We start from the raw sequence: 17,099 nt of genomic DNA on the forward strand, positions 1-17,099 counted from the left end.
TTTTTCATCCCCCTTGTTCTTCGCGACCGGAAACCGGCAGTTTCATCGCAACCTTCATTCCGCCAAGCCCGCTGCGGCTTACAGCCAGCCCTGCCTCCATGCCATATCGCAGCTGCAGCCTGCGGGAAACGTTGATCATGCCTGTCGTCTCCGTATCGAGCGTAACATGCTTTAATTGAAAAGAGATCTGCTCCAATTTTTCGTCGGACAGCGACTCCCCGTTATCTTCAATTAAGATGGTCAGCGATTCCTCTCCAGGCACAAATCCCACCTGTAGAAGACCTTGCGATCGTTTGGGCTCCAACCCGTATTTGTATGCATTCTCAAGTACCGGCTGCAATATTAAGCGGGGAACTGCGATATTGCGGCACGCTTCCGGCAATTCTCCAAACTTTGCGGCAATCCGCCCGCTAAACCGGAAAGATTGAATATGCACATATTTCTGTGCATGGGCCACCTCTTCGGCAAGCGTAACTTCAGCGGAGGCGTTGCGCGTGATATATAGGAAATAATCGCCCAAGTAGGAAGTGAAGCGGTCAATATTTTCGTTATCGCGCAGTTTGGCCATTAATTGTAAATTGAACAAGGCATTGTATAAAAAGTGGGGATTGATCTGCGCCTGAAGCTGCCGCAATTCGGATAGCTGCGCACGGTACTTTTGCTCGTAGACATCATTAATGAGCGTGCCGAGCTTGACAACCGTTCCATTAAACTGGGCAAATACATAGCGGAACTCATCATGCGCCTCATGCTTGACCGTGATGTTCAAGTTGCCTTCCTCCAAATGGCGGAAAGCCCGCACCAGCTTGTTTAACGGGTTATGAATATTGCGGTGGATCCATAGCGCAAAAACCAGCACCGCCGCTACCGCGAAAGCAGACAGCAGCCAGTACCATTGTTTGTATTTTTTCAGCTTGGCATAAGCAATCGTCTCAGGCACATAAGCAGATAGAGTCAAATTGAGCTCAGAGGAATGATTATCAATGGAAACAAGTCCTTCGTCAGCAGCAGCGATCTCCTTATCTGAGGAAGAAATGCTCCAGCGGTTCTTTTCGCTCGCCAGTCTCGCATAGCCTTCGCTATTCGTATTCATTTGCTTCAGCAGGTCCCGGATGCGAGGAATATCCAGCTCTACTGCAAGCAAATAAAGCGGATCCTCATGATCGCGGTAGGACCAGCCCGGAGCCGGCATTGTGATGAACAGACGATCCTGCCAATACGTAAAATGAGAGATTTGCGCCCCGTTCGTCCGCAGCAGCCCTTGAAACAAATCCCGATCCAGATCCTCAAACGGACTGTAAGCGGATACAATTCTGCTCATTGCCGGCAGCATGACAGCCACATCTTTAATGTACAGGCTGGAGCTCTGCAGTAAGAGCAGACGCCGCTGCAGCCGCTCCGACGCATAGGTGCGTTCCGGAAAGGACATAAACTCCCAGCCTCCGCTAAGCTCCAGCAGATCGCTGTCATTGACATACTGGCGCTGGAACTGAATGATTTTCGACAAATCCACTTCCAGCAGCTTCATATAAAATTCCACCTTTGATTCCATCGATTGGGCGATTTCACTCGCCACGCTTCTGGATGCGAATTCATTGTTAAACCAGCCGACTGTAAATACTGGCAGCAAAATGAGTAAAAACACGAGCACGAGCTTCACAAATATTGAGCGCCTGTTGACATTCAATTTATACCTCATATTTTATTCGCCCCCTGATGCGGTACCTCTATTTTCATGTGCACTCTGGTGAAATCTCGCGTTTCAGTATTATAGATCCATTCTGTGCAAAATCATATCTCAAAATTTTTACTTTTCTATCACAATTCATACGAGTTATGCGCAAAGTATCGGCCGCCGCGCGCTCCATACGAAGCAACGTGGCGGCCGTTACTATTCTGTGGACCGCTCCTATTCAACTGTTAGCAATTGCTCAAAGAAACCGCCGATTTCCAACTCACGATTAACAAAATGAATCTCCAGGATCCAATCCCGAGGCTGGCCATTCTTATCCGGTTCCCTCATCGGAATTCCATTGTCAGGATGGATATAGTTTTCCACTTCTTCGCCTTGAATTTGCTCATGGGGAAACTCGCCGATGAGATGGCCGGCATGCGGGCCGCCATACTCCCATCCATACTGCTTCGCCAGGCCGCAGACATAGGAAAAAAGCTCACTGCCTGTAATATCCGGCTTGGACTGAAAGTAGGCTTTTCCTTCTTTCCACGCCTGTTCAATATCATTGCACAGCTTCATTTTGATCGGATCTTCTCCTAAAACATATGTCCTCCCGAAATCGGCTTCCCATTCTTCAAAAATAGGACCAAAATCAAGAAAAATAATATCCGTTTCCGACACGGTCAAATCGGGCGGATTTTCTCTGTACGGGAATAAAGTGTTCTTTCCCGCCCGCACAATGCGTTTATGCCAATATTTCTTAATACCAAACATTTGAAAAGCGAGCTCATAGATTTCGCGATTGATTTGTTTTTCCGTTACACCACTGCGCAGTATGCCTTTCTTTTCAACGGCACTAAATAACTCAGCCGCCTTCCTTTCAGCATCCCGCAAGGCCAAATGTCTCATTAGCTGTCACCTCTATTTTATTGTAACAGAAGCTCTCGCCGTTGAGCAGAGCCGCTTCAAAAACATCGATTTCGTGATCTCGCCTGAAGGAGCGTAAGCTGCAAAGCGGCTTCATCTAAACGGAAGCTACAGACGTTATTTCGCCAATTACCTTCCTTTTTGAAATCTAACGGATATGGGCGACCTTAATGGGACGTTTTTTGGTGGAATCGTGCTTAAGAGCATCAAATAGCGGCCCACAGCTCCGTTACAATTTCAAAACGGTCGAATTTTCGAAAATAGCGGCCGTGGTATCCGTTAGCTTAGGCAACACCACAAGAAGAAACGGCTGACGCCGTCCTTTGCGCGAGGCAAGTTTCTTCCCTCAGAAATATAAGCTGTGTATAAGGTGAAACTTATACTTTCTTATATTTTAAAAAAGGAAACAGCTCTGCGCCAAAAATGACGAAAGCCGTTTCCTTTTAAACACTATTTACCGGACAAATAGAGGCCGACTTCAGATAAAAGCGCACTGCCTACATAGGTCCCCGTAAAGACGAAAACCGCAATAATGGCGACGCGCCAGGAAGTTTTGCGCAGATCGGCCAGCCTGTCCGCGACGGAAATGCCGGCGAATGCCAAAATCGGCGTCGTAATGGATAAGAAATTAACGTTGCCGATTGCTTCCACCAGATCATTCGAGATCAGGCAGCCGATAAGCGAAACGATGGATACCCAGCCGAGTACCGGGAACTCCTGCAAAATTTTTACCGGAACCTTTTTCATAAGCTGTGAGATCAAAACGCCGATAAAAGAGAACATCCACAGGACGGCCAATCCGGCGATCGTCCCCATCGTAATAGATCCTTCTCCGCTTTTTATAAATTTCATCTGCTCTGTAAACAGAATGAGGCTGACACTAAGGAGCAATACTAGAGCATACTTTACATATTTATTTAAGCCGGCACTCATTTCTTTCCACCTCTTACCATAAGGTTATACATAAACCGCTGCAGCGGCACCGCTAAAAATACCATCGTATAAGTTCCTAAAAAGCTGGTTAAAAGCTGGCTGGCTGCGGCGTAACTGTTGATCGTCTGCGTCAAGTCCGGAGCAATCGCCACCAGCGCTGAGGATGAGCCCGTCATCATACTGGCGGAGCCGACGCCGGATGCCATAGCGAGCGCTTCGATCGAGAAGCCGGCAGCATGCATGACTGGTGCAATAATGCTAAAGAACAATGCGCCGAACAGTGTACCGATAATATATAGGGAGAGAACGCCCCGGCCTTCGTCGGAGTCGAGGGTGTATTTTTCGGAAATGTACGCCAGCTCCCCTTCGCGGCCCAGCCCCAGCGTCGAGCCGATCGCTTCCCTTCTCAGTCCAAGCAAAATAGCGATAGGCAAACCGAGCAGAACCGTTCCCAGATTGCCGATCTCCTGCACAATGAACACCCAGCCGACCTTCATAATCTCTTCGATTTTGGGCGCTACGTCCGCGCCGTATCTGGCCATAAGCGGCAGCATAATAAAAATCAAATATTTGCTGGAGAAGCCCACGTTCTCCTTACTGTAAATCTTTTTAAGAATCCCTTTGCGAAATACCGCTATCCCCAGCACCATCGTAATGACGATTGCAAACACAAGCGGTAGCAGATTGATTTTGATCGTACCGACCTTAACCGACTGGATGCCGATCAATTCGGCTGCTGCAATAACAACGAGCACAAAAACAAGCAAGTAAACAAACGAAAGTTTCGACTTCAACACTTGATCCTCTTTTCTGTACAATTAGTCAGCTTTAACAATCGATGACAAGAGCTGTTCATATTCAGCGAAGGTGCGACGGTACAATTTTGAACGGTCGATGCGGCCATTCATCCGGTCCAGTACCTGCGCCAAAAATCTTGGAAATATCTCAAAAATAAACTCAGGATCAATATCTTTGAAATCGTCGCCATGTATCGTTCCAGTAAAGCCGCTGTGCCCGATTTGAATACACGGTATCATAAAAGCAAGATCCCCGATATCGCCTGCCGCGCTTATCGCTTTGTTATTCGAGATTTCTTCGATCTCCGCATTTTCCTGGAATGCTTCCATCACAAATTCGGACAAATACCGGTCCTGAGTGAACGGCAAATATCCCATTCGCGTTTTGATCTCCACCTCGCCCTGCAAAGCGATCGCGCTTCCCTTGGCAGCAGCGTCCATTCTGGCCGACGCTTCTTTCATATAGTCGGTCGTTAGCGTGCGAAGATCAGTCCCAACTTGAATCCAGTTAGGAATGACGTTGGTTGACATATCCGAATCCATAATGATCGGATTCATCCGGACCTGCTCGCTGTCCTTCATATGCTGCCTGCTTAGTCCTAATGCGACGTTGAACAGAGTTGACATACTGTAGGCGTTTTTCGCGGAAAACGGATCGAAGCCTGCATGCGTCGCCTTTCCTTTAAAGGTATAATGCTTGTACAAAAACCCGGCCAAATCGCAATTGGTTTCAATCGTGCGTTTGGCGAATTCTCCCCCGATGGCATGAACGCATATTCCGATATCGATGTCATCAAATACGCCGAGCTTCATCGCCTCCGGCTTTCCGCCATAATAGGCAATCGTTCCTTTCGCAAGCAGCTCGTCCCGATAAGCCAGATCCAAATACTCCTCAGCCGGCACAAAGACAAAAGTTAATGTAAAATCATACGCCTCGTATGCTTTCGTTTCTACATAGTGCTTATACAAAGCAAGCGCAATTGCAACTTGCGTATAATGGCCGCAATTATGCGCCGCTCCAGTCTCCGGGTCCGAGCGCCAATGCGTCGGCGCATATACGGCATCCAGTTCGGCAATCCAAGCGATATTCAGCTGCTTGCCGCTGCCGAGCGACGTCTTAATCCCCGTCGTACTGAACGATTCCAATTCAGCCGCGGGATTCACTTTCTTTAAAAAATCCGCTACCATGCTGCTTGTTTTAAATTCTTTATAGCCCAGCTCCGGATTATTGAAAATGGTTCGGGCTATATCCGCAATTTCTTCATACTGTTCTTTAAAACCCATAGCTGTCTCCCTCAGTAGTAAATAGTTTTGTTCATTACTCGCTTCGTGATTATACCATAAATAAAGCAATTTGGGCGGCAAAGGCTTCTTCAATTGCAAGGCAATCATTATCGTCCCTTTATAATAAGGATGTTCAAACAAGGGGACATTTAATTACCGCAACAAACTTTTATAGGCACCCATACCGGCATAGCCTCATACTATGCATGAACAAAAACGCTGCCCGCATAAACAATTTCAGAGCTAGGAGAGGATCATATGCGTGAAAATGTACAATCGGCGATGTTCGAACATCTTTTTTGGCTGCAAATTTTGGGTGACCACGGAAGGTTTATTTTGAATGCTCTTTCTCCAAAAGAAAAAGGCGAGATTCAAGCCGCCCAGCAATTCATTCAACAATTTGACCATTTATTGCATCAGGCGCGGACCGAGGGAGGGAAACAGCTGCAAGAATTAAACAATCAGGCTTTGCAGCTGACCACCTTATTTAGAAATTTTAAATTAAGCTTGCTGCAAAAAAGGCTTACGGGGAATATCACGATTGGAATGCCGCCTACTTTCCTCAATCATATGCTCAATGAACTGGAGGAATATTTGCGAATATTAGATAGCTTGGTCGCAGGCAAAGGCGTGCCTCAGTTCGATGCCCTGCATCATGATTTTTTATGGCTGCCTGACGCCGCAGGTCATGCCACTTCGATCGCCTCTAATCTAGATGCGGTTGAAAAGCGGTTGCTTGCAAAAAGTCAGCAATTTGAGCAGCATTTTCAGCAATTTTATTTAAAAAGCATCGAGCTTGCAGGTTACATGAGAACACATCTTCAGGATTTTCCAGCATTTCGGCGATTCCATATTGATGTCGATGCAGAAATGAAACTGTTTACAGGTTTTCTAAAAGAAATTGAAGAAATGGAGCTGTCTGCTGAATTATTGAGTCGCATTAGTCCGTTAATGCCTGATCATATGCTGAGAGAAGAATGTTATTATTTGACCAAATTGGCGCAGCTCGGCTTGGTTACAGACCCTGATTGCAATCCGGCTAAGCCAAGAATAGAAGCATAAAGCCGATTAATTACCGCGGCCTACCCCAAAATCGCATTCGCCTGACCTACAATTTCAGCAAGGATCTCTTCCGCCTTCTGGCGGTTGGTCAGCATTCGCGTGCCTTGCCCGGCCCATAGCGACATATATGCGGCATTACTTTGTTCTGCAGCGGCGTTTCTAATGTCACGCGTGATGGTGTTTTGCGTCGGAAACGGCAGCGGCTCTACACCGCTGTCATGCCAATGCTCAATAAAGGCATTGACGATCCCTCTTGCAGGGCGGCCGGAAAACGCCTTCGTAATTACTGTGCTTTCTTCGGTACTATTCAGAAGGGCATCTTTATAGGCTTCATGCGCCCCCGATTCCAAAGCAGTCAGAAAACGCGTCCCCATCTGCACGCCTTGAGCGCCAAGGGCAAGCGCGGCAACAAGTCCTCGGCCATCCATAATGCCGCCGGCTGCTACTACCGGGATCCGTACGCGGTCGACAATTTGCGGAATCAATGCCATTGCCCCTATATTTGCTCCCATCGGATGCTCCGAGATGTCGAAGGTGCCGCGATGCCCGCCGGCCTCGCTGCCTTGTGCGACAATTGCATCGCACCCGGCCTGCTCAGCCAGCATTGCCTCCTTTACTGTCGTTACCATGGTTACAATTCGGATGCCTGCCGCTTTCGCCTGCTGCAAGCACGATTCTGGAAGCAGACCGAATGCCGTGCTGATGACCGGCACCCGTTCTTCCAGCAACACTGCAAATTGCTCTGCAAAATGATTGGGGGTGCTGACGCCTCCTTCCAGAGCCTGTGCGATCCCAAGTTGATCGCGTATCTTGTTAAGCTCCCGCTGAGCTTCGTCAACTCGGGTATTATCATCCGTTAGCCGAGTTGAAAAAAGATTGACGCCAAAGGGAGCTTGCGTAAGCTCCCTCATCTCATGAACAGCTTTGCGGATCGCCTCCGGTGTCATGTAGGCGGCTCCTAACGTGCCCAGCCCTCCCGCGTTTGATACTGCCGCCGCCAGCTTCACGCCTGGTATGCCCGCCATTCCGGCCAAAAAAATAGGGTACCGTATATTAAAAGCCTGGCAGAGCTCTGTTGTTAATTGAATCCCCATGTCTCTTCCTTCTTCCTGAACTTTTTTACAGCTCAATCGTCTTTGTCGCGATATTGCGGCAAAACTCGCGATCATGCTCGACAAACAGAATCGTCGGCGCGTGCTCAAGCAGCAATTCCTCAATCTGCATGCGCGAAATGACATCAATAAAATTTAGCGGCTCATCCCAAATATGCAAATGGGCCTGCTCACAAAGGCTTTTCGCAATCAGCACTTTCTTTTTTTGCCCGCCGCTGAAAAAAGCCATATCCTTTTCAAACTGCAACCTGGAAAAATCAAGCTTTCTTAAAATCGCTTTAAACAAGCTTTCATCGATGCCGCTGCCTTTGGCGTAGTCGGTTAAATCGCCCTGCAAATGCGAAGTTTCCTGTGATACGTACGATATTTTCAGCTGACTGCCCTTTCTGAATGTGCCCGTATAGTTCAGTTCCTCACCGCAAATGAACTTGATAATGCTCGATTTTCCCGAACCGTTTTGACCTGCAAGCGCAATCCGCTCACCTTGTTCAATTGTAAAGCTGACCTCGGAGCTGGCCGGCCTCTCGCCATAGTAAATCAAAACTTGTTCCAGCTCGACAAGCTGCTTCTTATGATATGCCAGCTGTGAAATTTTTAAAGCCTCCGAGCTTTCAATGTTTTTAAGCAGATTAGACTTTTCATCAATTGCGGATTGCTGTCTTTGCTCGACCGATTTCGAGCGTTTCATCATTTTGGCAGCCTTGTGGCCAACATATCCTTTATCTACCTTTGAGCCGGAATTTCTTGTTCCGTTTTTCGTTTTTTCCACTTCGTGCGACCAGTTGCTCGTACGTTTGGCCGACTCGGACAAGCGTTTAATGTCCTTTTTCAGCTTTTCATTTTCCGCAAGCTCAAAGTTGTCCTGTCTCTGTTTATTTTCCCACCAGTCCGAAAAATTCCCCTTTTGGATCTCGATATTGGTCTTATTGATCGAAAGAATATGGTCGACACAGTGATCGAGGAACGATCTGTCATGAGAGACCAGAATAAAGCCGCGCTTCGTATTCAGGTAATCGCTCACCAGCTTTCTTGCCTGCATATCCAGATGATTGGTCGGCTCATCGATCAGCAGAAAGCTATTTTCCTTGAGAAACAATGCGGCTAACAGCACCTTCGTCTGTTCCCCGTTCGACAAGGAAGCAAAGGGGCGGTACAGCACATCTTCGGAGACTTTCAGCAAAGAAAGCTCGCGCATAAGTTCCCAGTGAACATAATCCGGAAAAATATCGCTGATTACATCAAGCGTATTATCCTCCTTGTTTTCCACCGGATAAGGAAAATATTCAAAGCTGACATCTGCAGAAATATTTCCGCTGTACTCATGCTTGCCAAGCAGCAGGTTCAAGAAGGTTGTTTTCCCTCTTCCATTTCTTCCCGTAAACCCGAGTTTCCAATCCGTATCAATGTGAAAATTGACGTTCTCAAATATGTTATCGTAACTGCCTTCATAGGCAAACGTCAGGTTCGTAACTTTAATAAGTGACATATGCGTATCCCCCTGTATAAAAAATAAAAGCTACAAGAAAGTTACTTTTCTTGTAGCTCAAATAAATACAGCAAATCTAACCCTTCGCGGGGTAGATGAGGATATATTGTTTGAGTGAAAAGTTAAAGTAACTTTCTTGCTTATAAAAAATAAACATGCGAAATAACGCTTGATGTTTATTAATTTTATAATCTCAGCAAGAAAAATTACTCCATTATCCTTTTCAGCTCCAATCATTAAAGTGATTTTATCGTACCATACCCGTCATTCAATTTCAATAATTCCCTTGTTCTTATAGGCACCTATCCGACAAAACGCTAGCTTCGTTATCAGTACAAAGTTTATCATATTAATCTCGCTCGCGCCCTCACAATCTATCAAACCAAGCATACTCTATGATAGAAGGGAGGTGACAGACATGACCGCCATATATCAATCTTGCTGCTCGATGCTGAACCGCCGTGTGCGTATTAAGATGAAATCTGGAAAAATCCATATCGGTAAAGTCGTCAAAGTAACGGGCACTCATGTTTACTTGCAAAAAACTCGGCGCAAAAAAGGGAAGGCCCAAACCCATTCCTTCTTCGGGTTCTTCACCATTCCGCTCGTCTTGTTCGACTTGCTGGCTATAACGCTCCTTTAATTTGTCACTCGCTAACCGTTGAAACAGCCCCGGTTCTAGAACAAAGGATCGCACCAAAAAGACGCTTAAGCCCGCTTTGATGTGGCAGGAAGCGTCTTTTTGATTAAGCAAACAAAAAAGGATGCGCCGCATGGCTGCATCCTGTGCTGAAATCCCCGATCCCACCCTCACCAAATCAATATATCAGTACGCGGTAGTTACATTTAACTGTACATCTTAATTACATGCTGTAGCGCAATCTTGTTACATTACTGGGCTAATTCGTTAATTTATTAGACATGGCCCTGCATCTAATCAAGGAGTCCAACTTTCCCGTTGGCGGGTTGTACTCGCTTATATTGATTGGGTTACCAGCTTATTAATCCTCTAACAATTCCGTGTTCCAATTCTTCTCTTGTATCTTAAAATCGATTTCACGATATTTTTTGGAGAGCTCATCCACCTCTTTTTGAACCTCGACCACATCTATTGTACGGTAAAACTTAACTTCCGAGCGGCTGTATCTGTCTTGTTTTATCGAAGCGGCTTCCAATAATTCGTTTAACAGGTTTCTTTGTTGCATTAACTGGTCACGTTCAGCTAATGCATCGGACAAACTCATGTTTGAATTAAATGAACAAAATGAATTTGTTTTGTTTATCTTTTTTATCCATGCTGTAAGCTCATCTAATGTTCGTTTCAATTCATCAAGGAGCACCGCGGGTTGCTCCGAAGGCTGCTCGCCTTCTTGAACTTTAACTACTCTTTCAAGTCTTTGTTTTAACTGAGAAACCTTACGTTGGCAATCCGCTCTAAGAACAAGCGCTTCTGCTAGTTTCATTAAAACGCCTCCCCAATTTACTACAACCATTCTATTATAATTTTATTATCTGCACCTTATAAATTTACCTCTCCAGCTTGTTCAGTACTCTTAAGACGTCCTGTGGAGTTTCAAATTTATACTTTGCAGGAATATGATTATGCTGCTTACATCCCCACAAAGCTAATCCGAAATCAATGCCAGCGTCTCGGGCACATTCGTAATCGTATATGGTATCACCTATGTAAACGGATGTTTCAGGAGAAGCATTTGAAATTTTCATATATTGAAGCAGCGGCTCCGGGTTAGGTTTGTGTTTTTCAGTATCATCTGCACAAATAATGTGCGAAAAGTATTTCGTAATTCCAAATTGCACAAAATCCTCATCGAACTCCACATTTGTTTTCGAGGTTACAATCCCCTGCAACATCCGCTGCTTGTGTAAAGCAATTAGCAAATCTGTTATTCCATCAAATACGCTCATTGTGTGATAGAAATCCTTCATAAAAAAGTTCCATCTCTCATTGGCATGAGAAATATCCTTTATTCCAAGCTGCGGCAGTGCCACAGCTCCAGGTATCCCCAGCACAAAATATAGCTCTGACGCTTCAAGCTCTCGGTTGTAATCTTCTTTTAACATTTTTTGGAGCGAGTAAATCACAGCTTTTTCGGTATCGATTAATGTTCCATCCACATCAAAAATTACATGTTCATATCTAGGCATCACAAACCTCCTGTAGTCATGGGCTGTTAATATACCGTCTCAGCAAGCAAATTTTCGGCTAATACAAATAAGCCTCTTTCATAATGCTCATCAAAAGCAGCACTTATTTTAATGATCGGAACAGCTTGTGGAGGTAAATATTTTTCACATTCCCGGCGGATGGCTTCGTCTTGACCGGAAATAAGACGGTTTTCATACAGGACGATTCGGTCAGGGTTTAAAATGGATACATAGGAACGAATAATTTTCCCGTAATACTCTACGATATCAGCATGTTCAAAATTCGTTTTCGCATATTTAAGGTTATTCTCAATCGGAAGATAATGAAGTTCACCCGCAAAGGAAGACGCTCCATTCCATGCCTTCCCATCAATGACGATCCCGCCGCCAATTCCTATTTTACCAAGATAAATGCAAACCACTGCCCGGATTGAAGCCGGACAAAATGACCAGTACCCTGTGGAAACAATTTGCATGTCTCCTTCAACAACGGCGGGAAGTCCAAATCTATGGTTAAGATATGCAGACAAGTTAACGCCTCGCAGCTCATCGTAACCGAAGGCTTCTGTTACAACACCCTCATGTACGGTACCAGCTACCCCCATCGAGATTGCCCCGAGCTGCGAGTAACGCTCCTGTACACGCATGATCAGCGTGTCAATGGTTTGTAGTATTCCTTCACATATTTCTGTGCCGGCTTCCAGCTGATTACCAGTTAAATCACTTATAAACCAGCCTAATTCTTGTGCTTCTAAACGCATGGAAAGCGTGACTTTAAATGTCGGATTGATAGCATAAAGCTGCGCACAGCGTCCGCCTGTTGATTTCTCAGCCCCTTTGTCGAGCAGTTCACCTGCTGCAACTAAGGTGTCAACTGCACGGCTGATCGTTGGAAAGCTTAATCCCGTTTCCCTTGCCAACCTATTTTTACTAATAGGCCCTTTTTGCTTAAGCACATGGCGTATAGCATTTGTGTTCATATTTTTTATTTCCCCTGCGTCAGCCATACTACCTCCATGTTTATTTCACACTTTTTAAAACTATGTTAATAAGTTGATCTTAAGTTACCATTTATTCGAAAATAAATCAAGACCGTGTCGCCCATAAATGTACAAAAATATTTTACATACATACTGTATGTATGCTAAGGTATAGGTATCACGGATCCCAATAAAAGAGGAGAGGTTTTTTATGAAGCTTTCGAGTTTTTATCCCGTCATTATGACGGAGCGGGTTGCCGCCAGCTCCAAGTTTTACACAGACCACTTCGGCTTTATTCCAGTATTTGAAGCTGACTGGTATGTAAGCCTGAGGCAAAACAATCAAGATCAGCCGTTTGAGCTTGCTATTTTGGACGCCAGCCACCCTACGGTTCCCGAACTATTCCGAAAAACGGCGCAGGGCATTCTCCTAAACTTCGAAGTCGACGATGTAGATGCCGAGTACGAAAGGCTAATCGTTAAGGCCAAGCTCCCTTTGCACTTGGATATTCGCGACGAAGCATTCGGCCAGCGTCATTTTATTACGTCCGATCCGAACGGCGTGCTCATTGACGTCATTACCGTCATCCCTCCCTCCGAATCTTATAGTGAGCAGTACACAGAGAACATTTGGTCAGACAAGGAACAAAGCGAATGATATGAGTGAGTATACCCCAATCCGCACGTACGGCGGCTTGTCAGTAAAGGAACACGGCCGCGTCTACCGTGGGCCAAACGAATGGGCCCGCTTCATGGCGATCTGAGGCGAAACCTTGAACTGTTGGAACCTCTTTGGAACGATAATTCCTTTTATGTTCGCAAGTCCGTCGCCAACCATTTGAATGACTTGACGAAAGTGGAAAAAGTCGCTACTCTAGACTGGATATCGGGACGATTGAATAAGGGCGGAGAGTATACTCCGTGGATTATACGCCATTCGTTACGGTCACTTATTAAATCGGGAGACGCTGAAGCCGAGCGTATCGCGACAACAGCCGACGCAGCGGCCGGGAAGCGTCAATAGATAGGAGCTGCATAAGGATGAAACTGTCCAAAGCAGAGCAAAAAAAAGCTACGATGTTAAAGCTGATGGAAGTGGCGAGAGAACACTTTTCCGAACATGGTTATGCCGAATCTTCTTTGGAAGAAATGGTCAAACAAGCTGGGCTAACCCGCGGGGCGCTGTATCACCATTTTGGCAATAAAGAAGGGTTGTTTCTGGCCGTGCTCGAATCCGTTCAGCAGGAAATTGCAAATAGGATAGAAACGGATGCAGCTGCGAGCGGCGATCTTTGGGAGCAACTGCTCCTTGGATGCCGTGCGTTCATAACTTCCGCGGTCGAGCCTCGAAACCGGCGTATACTGTTATTGGACGGTCCTTCCCTGCTAGGCTGGGATTCCTGGCGCAGGACAGATGAGCAAAACTCAATGCTCTTGCTTCGGGAGCAACTGCAACTGTTGCAGCGGCAAAAATATTTGAAACCTATATCTGTCGATGCCTTGACGCATCTCCTGTCCGGCGCGATGAATGAGGCCGTGCTCTGGATCGCAGAAACGCCGGATCGGATGCAATCGCTCGAGGAGAGTATCGCAGCGATCACGCTTTTATGTGATGGCTTCAGGGAAAAGTAGTTGATGCGGATATTATTGACACGCTGCATTAAGAAGAAGCCGGCTTCCTCTCTAAACTTAGGGAAAACCGGCTTTTTTGTCTGGTCAAGCAAATTTGTCGAACGTCGTGCCCACTAAAAAGGCAACCAATTTGCATCTTTCATGTCAATGAGTTATAAACATATTCCGTATACTTAGTGATGGCTTCATCGTAATCTGGGTACTGATATCCGAGACTTCTGGCCACAGCCTTTGAGTATTTTCTAAATAACTTATAACAAGTGAATAAGGACTGCCACATTTCTTTATACCCATTCTCAGAATAGGTTGAGAGTAATACTTCCCAATCTTCATTTGCAAGATAGCGATCTATAAATTTATAGTTCTTCCCCACACTAAAGGTGTATCCTTGCTCTGATCCGACTTGCCAAGCCATCATCCTCAACAAATTGGGTCGTGCAATCTCATTTAAATGGTCAATAGCAAAAAGTATTTCTTTTCTCGCTAATCCCTTTACTACGTAAGTTGAAACCATCCAGAACTCATTGCAACAATCATCGAATTCCCTTGCAGTTGGCTTTTTAATCCAATATTGACGATCATCTGCGATCACTTCATTTTTGATTAGAGTATCCTTATCAAGCAAGACCTCGACCAAACCGTCGCTCTTTGCAAAGTAATCCTCTACCTCGTTAATTGGAATTAGTGTTAGGTCTAATTTATTGCCATCTTCAAAGATAAGTAAATATGAAAACCAATTACCTAATTCTGCTGGAAAAAGCTCCATATCCTCGGGTTTTTGCAGCATAATGCGATTCCCAAAAACTTCGATCCATTGATCATTTCCCTGGAAAGAATCAATATCTGTTACAAAGTAAGAAATGTCATAATCTTGGAATTTATCAGCGGGGATATTTTTGTTTGTACGTGATCCTTCCAAAGTTGCCAATCGGATTCTATCATCATTTCTCGCAAAATCTACAAGCATATTCATCATTTCTTGTTCACTTCTCAATACAGCGGTCCTCCCTTCCAACCTCTTGCTTTTGTAGCATTAAAAAAACATGATTTCAAGAGCATACTTTAATATTCGACGTTCTGTTGTCGTACTCCTTGCTGTATCGCCGCCGCGCGTTTGCTTGGGATCAGGCAATCACTAGCTGAAAGGCGCCTTAGCTTTTATTTGCTTCTTAATTATTGCCGTAATTGCCTCTTCATCGCAGTAAAATACGGAAGCAATGAAACTAAACCTAACGCGGATAAACAAGCCCCGATCCACAATGGCGATATAAGCCCGTAACCAGCACCGATCCCCATGCCGCCCAATGAAGAACCGATGACAACGCCAAGCGTAATGAAGGATGTATGGACGGTGTTTATCAAAGCTCCGCTGCCCGCTATTTTCATAACTCTGGCAACCATGGCCGGATTTAGCGCTACACCAGTCATGCCAATCAACAAAATGGAAATGAGAGCAATTGGGGAATGATCCGCACCCGAAGCAAACAGAACTAGCGCCACTAACAATATCATTAATCCAGATGCAAGAATTCTCATTGTAAAACGATCAGCAAACCTGCCAATGATGATGTTGCCAATCACCGTGGCACTGCCATACAGGCCAAGTACAAAGGGAATGCTTTCATTTGAAACACCCGTGACATTGGTAAGTATAGGTGTGAAATAACTAAACGCTGCAAACGTCCCTCCAATAATCAACATACTCGTCACATACGCCGCCCAAAGGTGGATGTTTTTAAAGCTTGCCAGTTCTCCTCTCAAATCCATCTGCTTTGTTGCATGGGTTGATGGCAGCAGCCACTGAATCATGATTCCTGACAGGGATACAAGTATGGCAACAAACCAAAAGCTGATCCTCCAGCCGTAATGCTGTGAAATCATTGTTGTCACAGGCAACCCCAACACCGTTGCGATCATTAAACCTGCAAGAACAATCGAAGCCGCTTTCCCTCTTGAATCGGGACGAACCAAGTCCGCCGAAATCGTGATGGCAACTCCAAAGGCTGCAGATGAGGCTATCCCCGTTATGATCCGCGCAACCATCATCGCGTTGTAATCCCAAGCGACGGATCCCAACGACTGGCCAATAAAAAAGGCCGCAATCAGAGCCAAGAGCGCTTGTTTTCGGCGAATTTGGCGGATGGCAGCAGTTACAACAGGACCTCCTATCACCATCGCTCCTGCATAAGCAGTAATTAAATAACCAATAGAAGAAACAGAAACTTGGAATTCATTGGAAAGCTCATTCATCATGCCTGCAACCATGAATTCAGATGTCGTCATCGAAAAAATCGCTAAAGCCAGCAAATAAATAATGGATGACATAAAATAAAACACTCCTCAGATATTATTGTAACGTTCGGTACAAAATTACTGTTAAAAAATAGCGCATTAAGCGCAAAAAATAGAATCTATTGTCCCCTTTATAATTTGTTCTGCCAACACCCGATTTTGCGTGGCTGTATTAAGGACGCGTAATCCGTAGTAACTGCTTAGAAATAAACTTGCTAACTCCGCCGCTGAGCGATTTTTGGCGATTTCGCCGGTTCGCAAGCCCTCTTCCATCACTTTCGTCAAAGCTTCGACAAGGAGTTTCACATGTTTGGCTACAATTTCTTCAACCATCGGATCGACTTTAGCCCGTTCCAAACCGGCGTTAATGAGCAAACAGCCCTTTTGGTCAGTCTGCTCAAAATCTTCATCCAATGCCCATTTCAAAAAATTGCTTAGCCGTTCCTTAACTGGAACCGGACTCTCCAACAATGCCTTTTGATCACTAATCCCCTTTTCATGGTAGCGTTCCAGCACTTGTGTAAAAAGCTCATGCTTGCTGCCAAATGTATGATACAAGCTGCCTTTGCCAAGCCCTGTCTCGCTGCATAAATCTTGAGTTGAACATCCCTCGTATCCTTTCATCCAAAATGTCTTCATTGCGACATCGACGATTGTAGAGTACTCGAAATCCCGAGGTCTGCCACGTTTGCTCAATCATATCTTCCTTTCATTGTGAGCTGCTATGGAGATCATACTATTTTTTGTACCGTT

General features: G+C 45.4%; 17 protein-coding genes. 4 read left to right on the top strand and 13 right to left on the bottom strand.

Features of this window, described 5'->3' with window-relative positions:
• Nucleotides 1-4: 4 nt before the first annotated feature.
• From ACFQ0N_RS15145 to ACFQ0N_RS15165, 5 genes are all read right to left on the bottom strand, one after another.
• Nucleotides 5-1,699 (bottom strand): sensor histidine kinase, encoded by a 1,695-nt coding sequence (locus tag ACFQ0N_RS15145; protein ID WP_379327478.1) that lies wholly within the window; start codon nucleotides 1,697-1,699, stop codon nucleotides 5-7.
• Between the two features lie 210 nt (nucleotides 1,700-1,909).
• Nucleotides 1,910-2,584 carry a M24 family metallopeptidase gene (locus ACFQ0N_RS15150; protein ID WP_379327480.1) on the bottom strand — a complete coding sequence of 225 codons (675 nt, stop codon included), beginning with the start codon at nucleotides 2,582-2,584 and terminating at the stop codon, nucleotides 1,910-1,912.
• Nucleotides 2,585-3,052: 468 nt separating this feature from the next.
• Nucleotides 3,053-3,535, bottom strand: coding sequence for a hypothetical protein (locus ACFQ0N_RS15155; protein WP_379327482.1), 483 nt, complete (start codon nucleotides 3,533-3,535; stop codon nucleotides 3,053-3,055).
• Nucleotides 3,532-4,329 carry a DUF3100 domain-containing protein gene (locus ACFQ0N_RS15160; protein WP_379327484.1) on the bottom strand — a complete coding sequence of 266 codons (798 nt, stop codon included), beginning with the start codon at nucleotides 4,327-4,329 and terminating at the stop codon, nucleotides 3,532-3,534. The genes ACFQ0N_RS15155 and ACFQ0N_RS15160 overlap by 4 nt, the downstream gene beginning before the upstream one ends.
• 24 nt (nucleotides 4,330-4,353) lie before the next feature.
• Nucleotides 4,354-5,616 carry a M20/M25/M40 family metallo-hydrolase gene (locus ACFQ0N_RS15165; protein WP_379327486.1) on the bottom strand — a complete coding sequence of 421 codons (1,263 nt, stop codon included), beginning with the start codon at nucleotides 5,614-5,616 and terminating at the stop codon, nucleotides 4,354-4,356.
• A gap of 258 nt (nucleotides 5,617-5,874) precedes the next feature.
• On the opposite strand from ACFQ0N_RS15165, the gene ACFQ0N_RS15170 reads away from it, so the two are divergent.
• Nucleotides 5,875-6,678, top strand: coding sequence for a DUF2935 domain-containing protein (locus ACFQ0N_RS15170; protein ID WP_379327488.1), 804 nt, complete (start codon nucleotides 5,875-5,877; stop codon nucleotides 6,676-6,678).
• A 20-nt stretch (nucleotides 6,679-6,698) separates the two neighbouring features.
• Here the strand turns inward: ACFQ0N_RS15170 and ACFQ0N_RS15175 are convergent, their stop codons facing one another.
• A complete protein-coding gene (locus ACFQ0N_RS15175) occupies nucleotides 6,699-7,772 on the bottom strand; it encodes an NAD(P)H-dependent flavin oxidoreductase (protein ID WP_379327490.1) in 1,074 nt (357 codons plus the stop codon).
• A gap of 25 nt (nucleotides 7,773-7,797) precedes the next feature.
• A complete protein-coding gene (locus ACFQ0N_RS15180) occupies nucleotides 7,798-9,276 on the bottom strand; it encodes an Lsa family ABC-F type ribosomal protection protein (RefSeq protein ID WP_379327492.1) in 1,479 nt (492 codons plus the stop codon).
• A 418-nt stretch (nucleotides 9,277-9,694) separates the two neighbouring features.
• Between ACFQ0N_RS15180 and ACFQ0N_RS15185 the strand changes: the two genes are divergently transcribed.
• Nucleotides 9,695-9,919 (top strand): hypothetical protein, encoded by a 225-nt coding sequence (locus ACFQ0N_RS15185; protein ID WP_379327494.1) that lies wholly within the window; start codon nucleotides 9,695-9,697, stop codon nucleotides 9,917-9,919.
• Between the two features lie 358 nt (nucleotides 9,920-10,277).
• Here ACFQ0N_RS15185 and ACFQ0N_RS15190 read toward each other — a convergent pair whose 3' ends face one another.
• The 3 genes from ACFQ0N_RS15190 to ACFQ0N_RS15200 form a co-directional block, all read right to left on the bottom strand.
• On the bottom strand, nucleotides 10,278-10,739 hold the full coding sequence (locus tag ACFQ0N_RS15190) for a DIP1984 family protein (RefSeq protein WP_379327496.1): 462 nt from the start codon (nucleotides 10,737-10,739) through the stop codon (nucleotides 10,278-10,280).
• Nucleotides 10,740-10,803: 64 nt separating this feature from the next.
• The gene (locus ACFQ0N_RS15195; protein WP_379327498.1) at nucleotides 10,804-11,442 is read right to left on the bottom strand and encodes an HAD family hydrolase; all 639 of its coding nucleotides are present in this window, start codon (nucleotides 11,440-11,442) and stop codon (nucleotides 10,804-10,806) included.
• Nucleotides 11,443-11,468: 26 nt separating this feature from the next.
• Entirely contained in the window at nucleotides 11,469-12,449 is a 981-nt protein-coding gene (locus ACFQ0N_RS15200) for an ROK family protein (protein WP_379327500.1), read from the bottom strand.
• A gap of 184 nt (nucleotides 12,450-12,633) precedes the next feature.
• Between ACFQ0N_RS15200 and ACFQ0N_RS15205 the strand changes: the two genes are divergently transcribed.
• Together ACFQ0N_RS15205 and ACFQ0N_RS15210 are read left to right on the top strand one after the other, a co-directional pair.
• Entirely contained in the window at nucleotides 12,634-13,080 is a 447-nt protein-coding gene (locus ACFQ0N_RS15205) for a VOC family protein (protein WP_379327502.1), read from the top strand.
• Nucleotides 13,081-13,463: 383 nt separating this feature from the next.
• The gene (locus tag ACFQ0N_RS15210; RefSeq protein WP_379327504.1) at nucleotides 13,464-14,054 is read left to right on the top strand and encodes a TetR/AcrR family transcriptional regulator; all 591 of its coding nucleotides are present in this window, start codon (nucleotides 13,464-13,466) and stop codon (nucleotides 14,052-14,054) included.
• A 139-nt stretch (nucleotides 14,055-14,193) separates the two neighbouring features.
• On the opposite strand, the gene ant(6) is transcribed toward ACFQ0N_RS15210, so the two are convergent.
• The 3 genes from ant(6) to ACFQ0N_RS15225 form a co-directional block, all read right to left on the bottom strand.
• Entirely contained in the window at nucleotides 14,194-15,048 is an 855-nt protein-coding gene (ant(6), locus tag ACFQ0N_RS15215) for an aminoglycoside 6-adenylyltransferase (protein WP_379327506.1), read from the bottom strand.
• A gap of 179 nt (nucleotides 15,049-15,227) precedes the next feature.
• Nucleotides 15,228-16,379 carry an MFS transporter gene (locus ACFQ0N_RS15220; RefSeq protein ID WP_379327508.1) on the bottom strand — a complete coding sequence of 384 codons (1,152 nt, stop codon included), beginning with the start codon at nucleotides 16,377-16,379 and terminating at the stop codon, nucleotides 15,228-15,230.
• Between the two features lie 66 nt (nucleotides 16,380-16,445).
• Nucleotides 16,446-17,042 (bottom strand): TetR/AcrR family transcriptional regulator, encoded by a 597-nt coding sequence (locus ACFQ0N_RS15225; RefSeq protein ID WP_379327510.1) that lies wholly within the window; start codon nucleotides 17,040-17,042, stop codon nucleotides 16,446-16,448.
• Nucleotides 17,043-17,099 lie beyond the last annotated feature (57 nt).

The sequence above is a fragment of the Paenibacillus sp. GCM10027626 genome (assembly GCF_042676285.1).
Taxonomy (GTDB): Bacteria; Bacillota; Bacilli; order Paenibacillales; family Paenibacillaceae; genus Paenibacillus_Z.

Bases quoted from the DNA above. Each gene is read 5' to 3' on its own strand.
- ACFQ0N_RS15200 (WP_379327500.1), bottom strand. From the start codon at position 12,449: ATGGCTGACGCAGGGGAAATAAAAAATATGAACACAAATGCTATACGC.
- ACFQ0N_RS15175 (WP_379327490.1), bottom strand. From the start codon at position 7,772: ATGGGGATTCAATTAACAACAGAGCTCTGCCAGGCTTTTAATATACGG.
- ACFQ0N_RS15210 (WP_379327504.1), top strand. From the start codon at position 13,464: ATGAAACTGTCCAAAGCAGAGCAAAAAAAAGCTACGATGTTAAAGCTG.
- ACFQ0N_RS15145 (WP_379327478.1), bottom strand. From the start codon at position 1,699: ATGAGGTATAAATTGAATGTCAACAGGCGCTCAATATTTGTGAAGCTC.
- ACFQ0N_RS15165 (WP_379327486.1), bottom strand. From the start codon at position 5,616: ATGGGTTTTAAAGAACAGTATGAAGAAATTGCGGATATAGCCCGAACC.
- ACFQ0N_RS15220 (WP_379327508.1), bottom strand. From the start codon at position 16,379: ATGTCATCCATTATTTATTTGCTGGCTTTAGCGATTTTTTCGATGACG.
- ACFQ0N_RS15180 (WP_379327492.1), bottom strand. From the start codon at position 9,276: ATGTCACTTATTAAAGTTACGAACCTGACGTTTGCCTATGAAGGCAGT.
- ACFQ0N_RS15205 (WP_379327502.1), top strand. From the start codon at position 12,634: ATGAAGCTTTCGAGTTTTTATCCCGTCATTATGACGGAGCGGGTTGCC.
- ACFQ0N_RS15170 (WP_379327488.1), top strand. From the start codon at position 5,875: ATGCGTGAAAATGTACAATCGGCGATGTTCGAACATCTTTTTTGGCTG.
- ACFQ0N_RS15190 (WP_379327496.1), bottom strand. From the start codon at position 10,739: ATGAAACTAGCAGAAGCGCTTGTTCTTAGAGCGGATTGCCAACGTAAG.
- ACFQ0N_RS15185 (WP_379327494.1), top strand. From the start codon at position 9,695: ATGACCGCCATATATCAATCTTGCTGCTCGATGCTGAACCGCCGTGTG.
- ACFQ0N_RS15195 (WP_379327498.1), bottom strand. From the start codon at position 11,442: ATGCCTAGATATGAACATGTAATTTTTGATGTGGATGGAACATTAATC.
- ACFQ0N_RS15150 (WP_379327480.1), bottom strand. From the start codon at position 2,584: ATGAGACATTTGGCCTTGCGGGATGCTGAAAGGAAGGCGGCTGAGTTA.
- ACFQ0N_RS15155 (WP_379327482.1), bottom strand. From the start codon at position 3,535: ATGAGTGCCGGCTTAAATAAATATGTAAAGTATGCTCTAGTATTGCTC.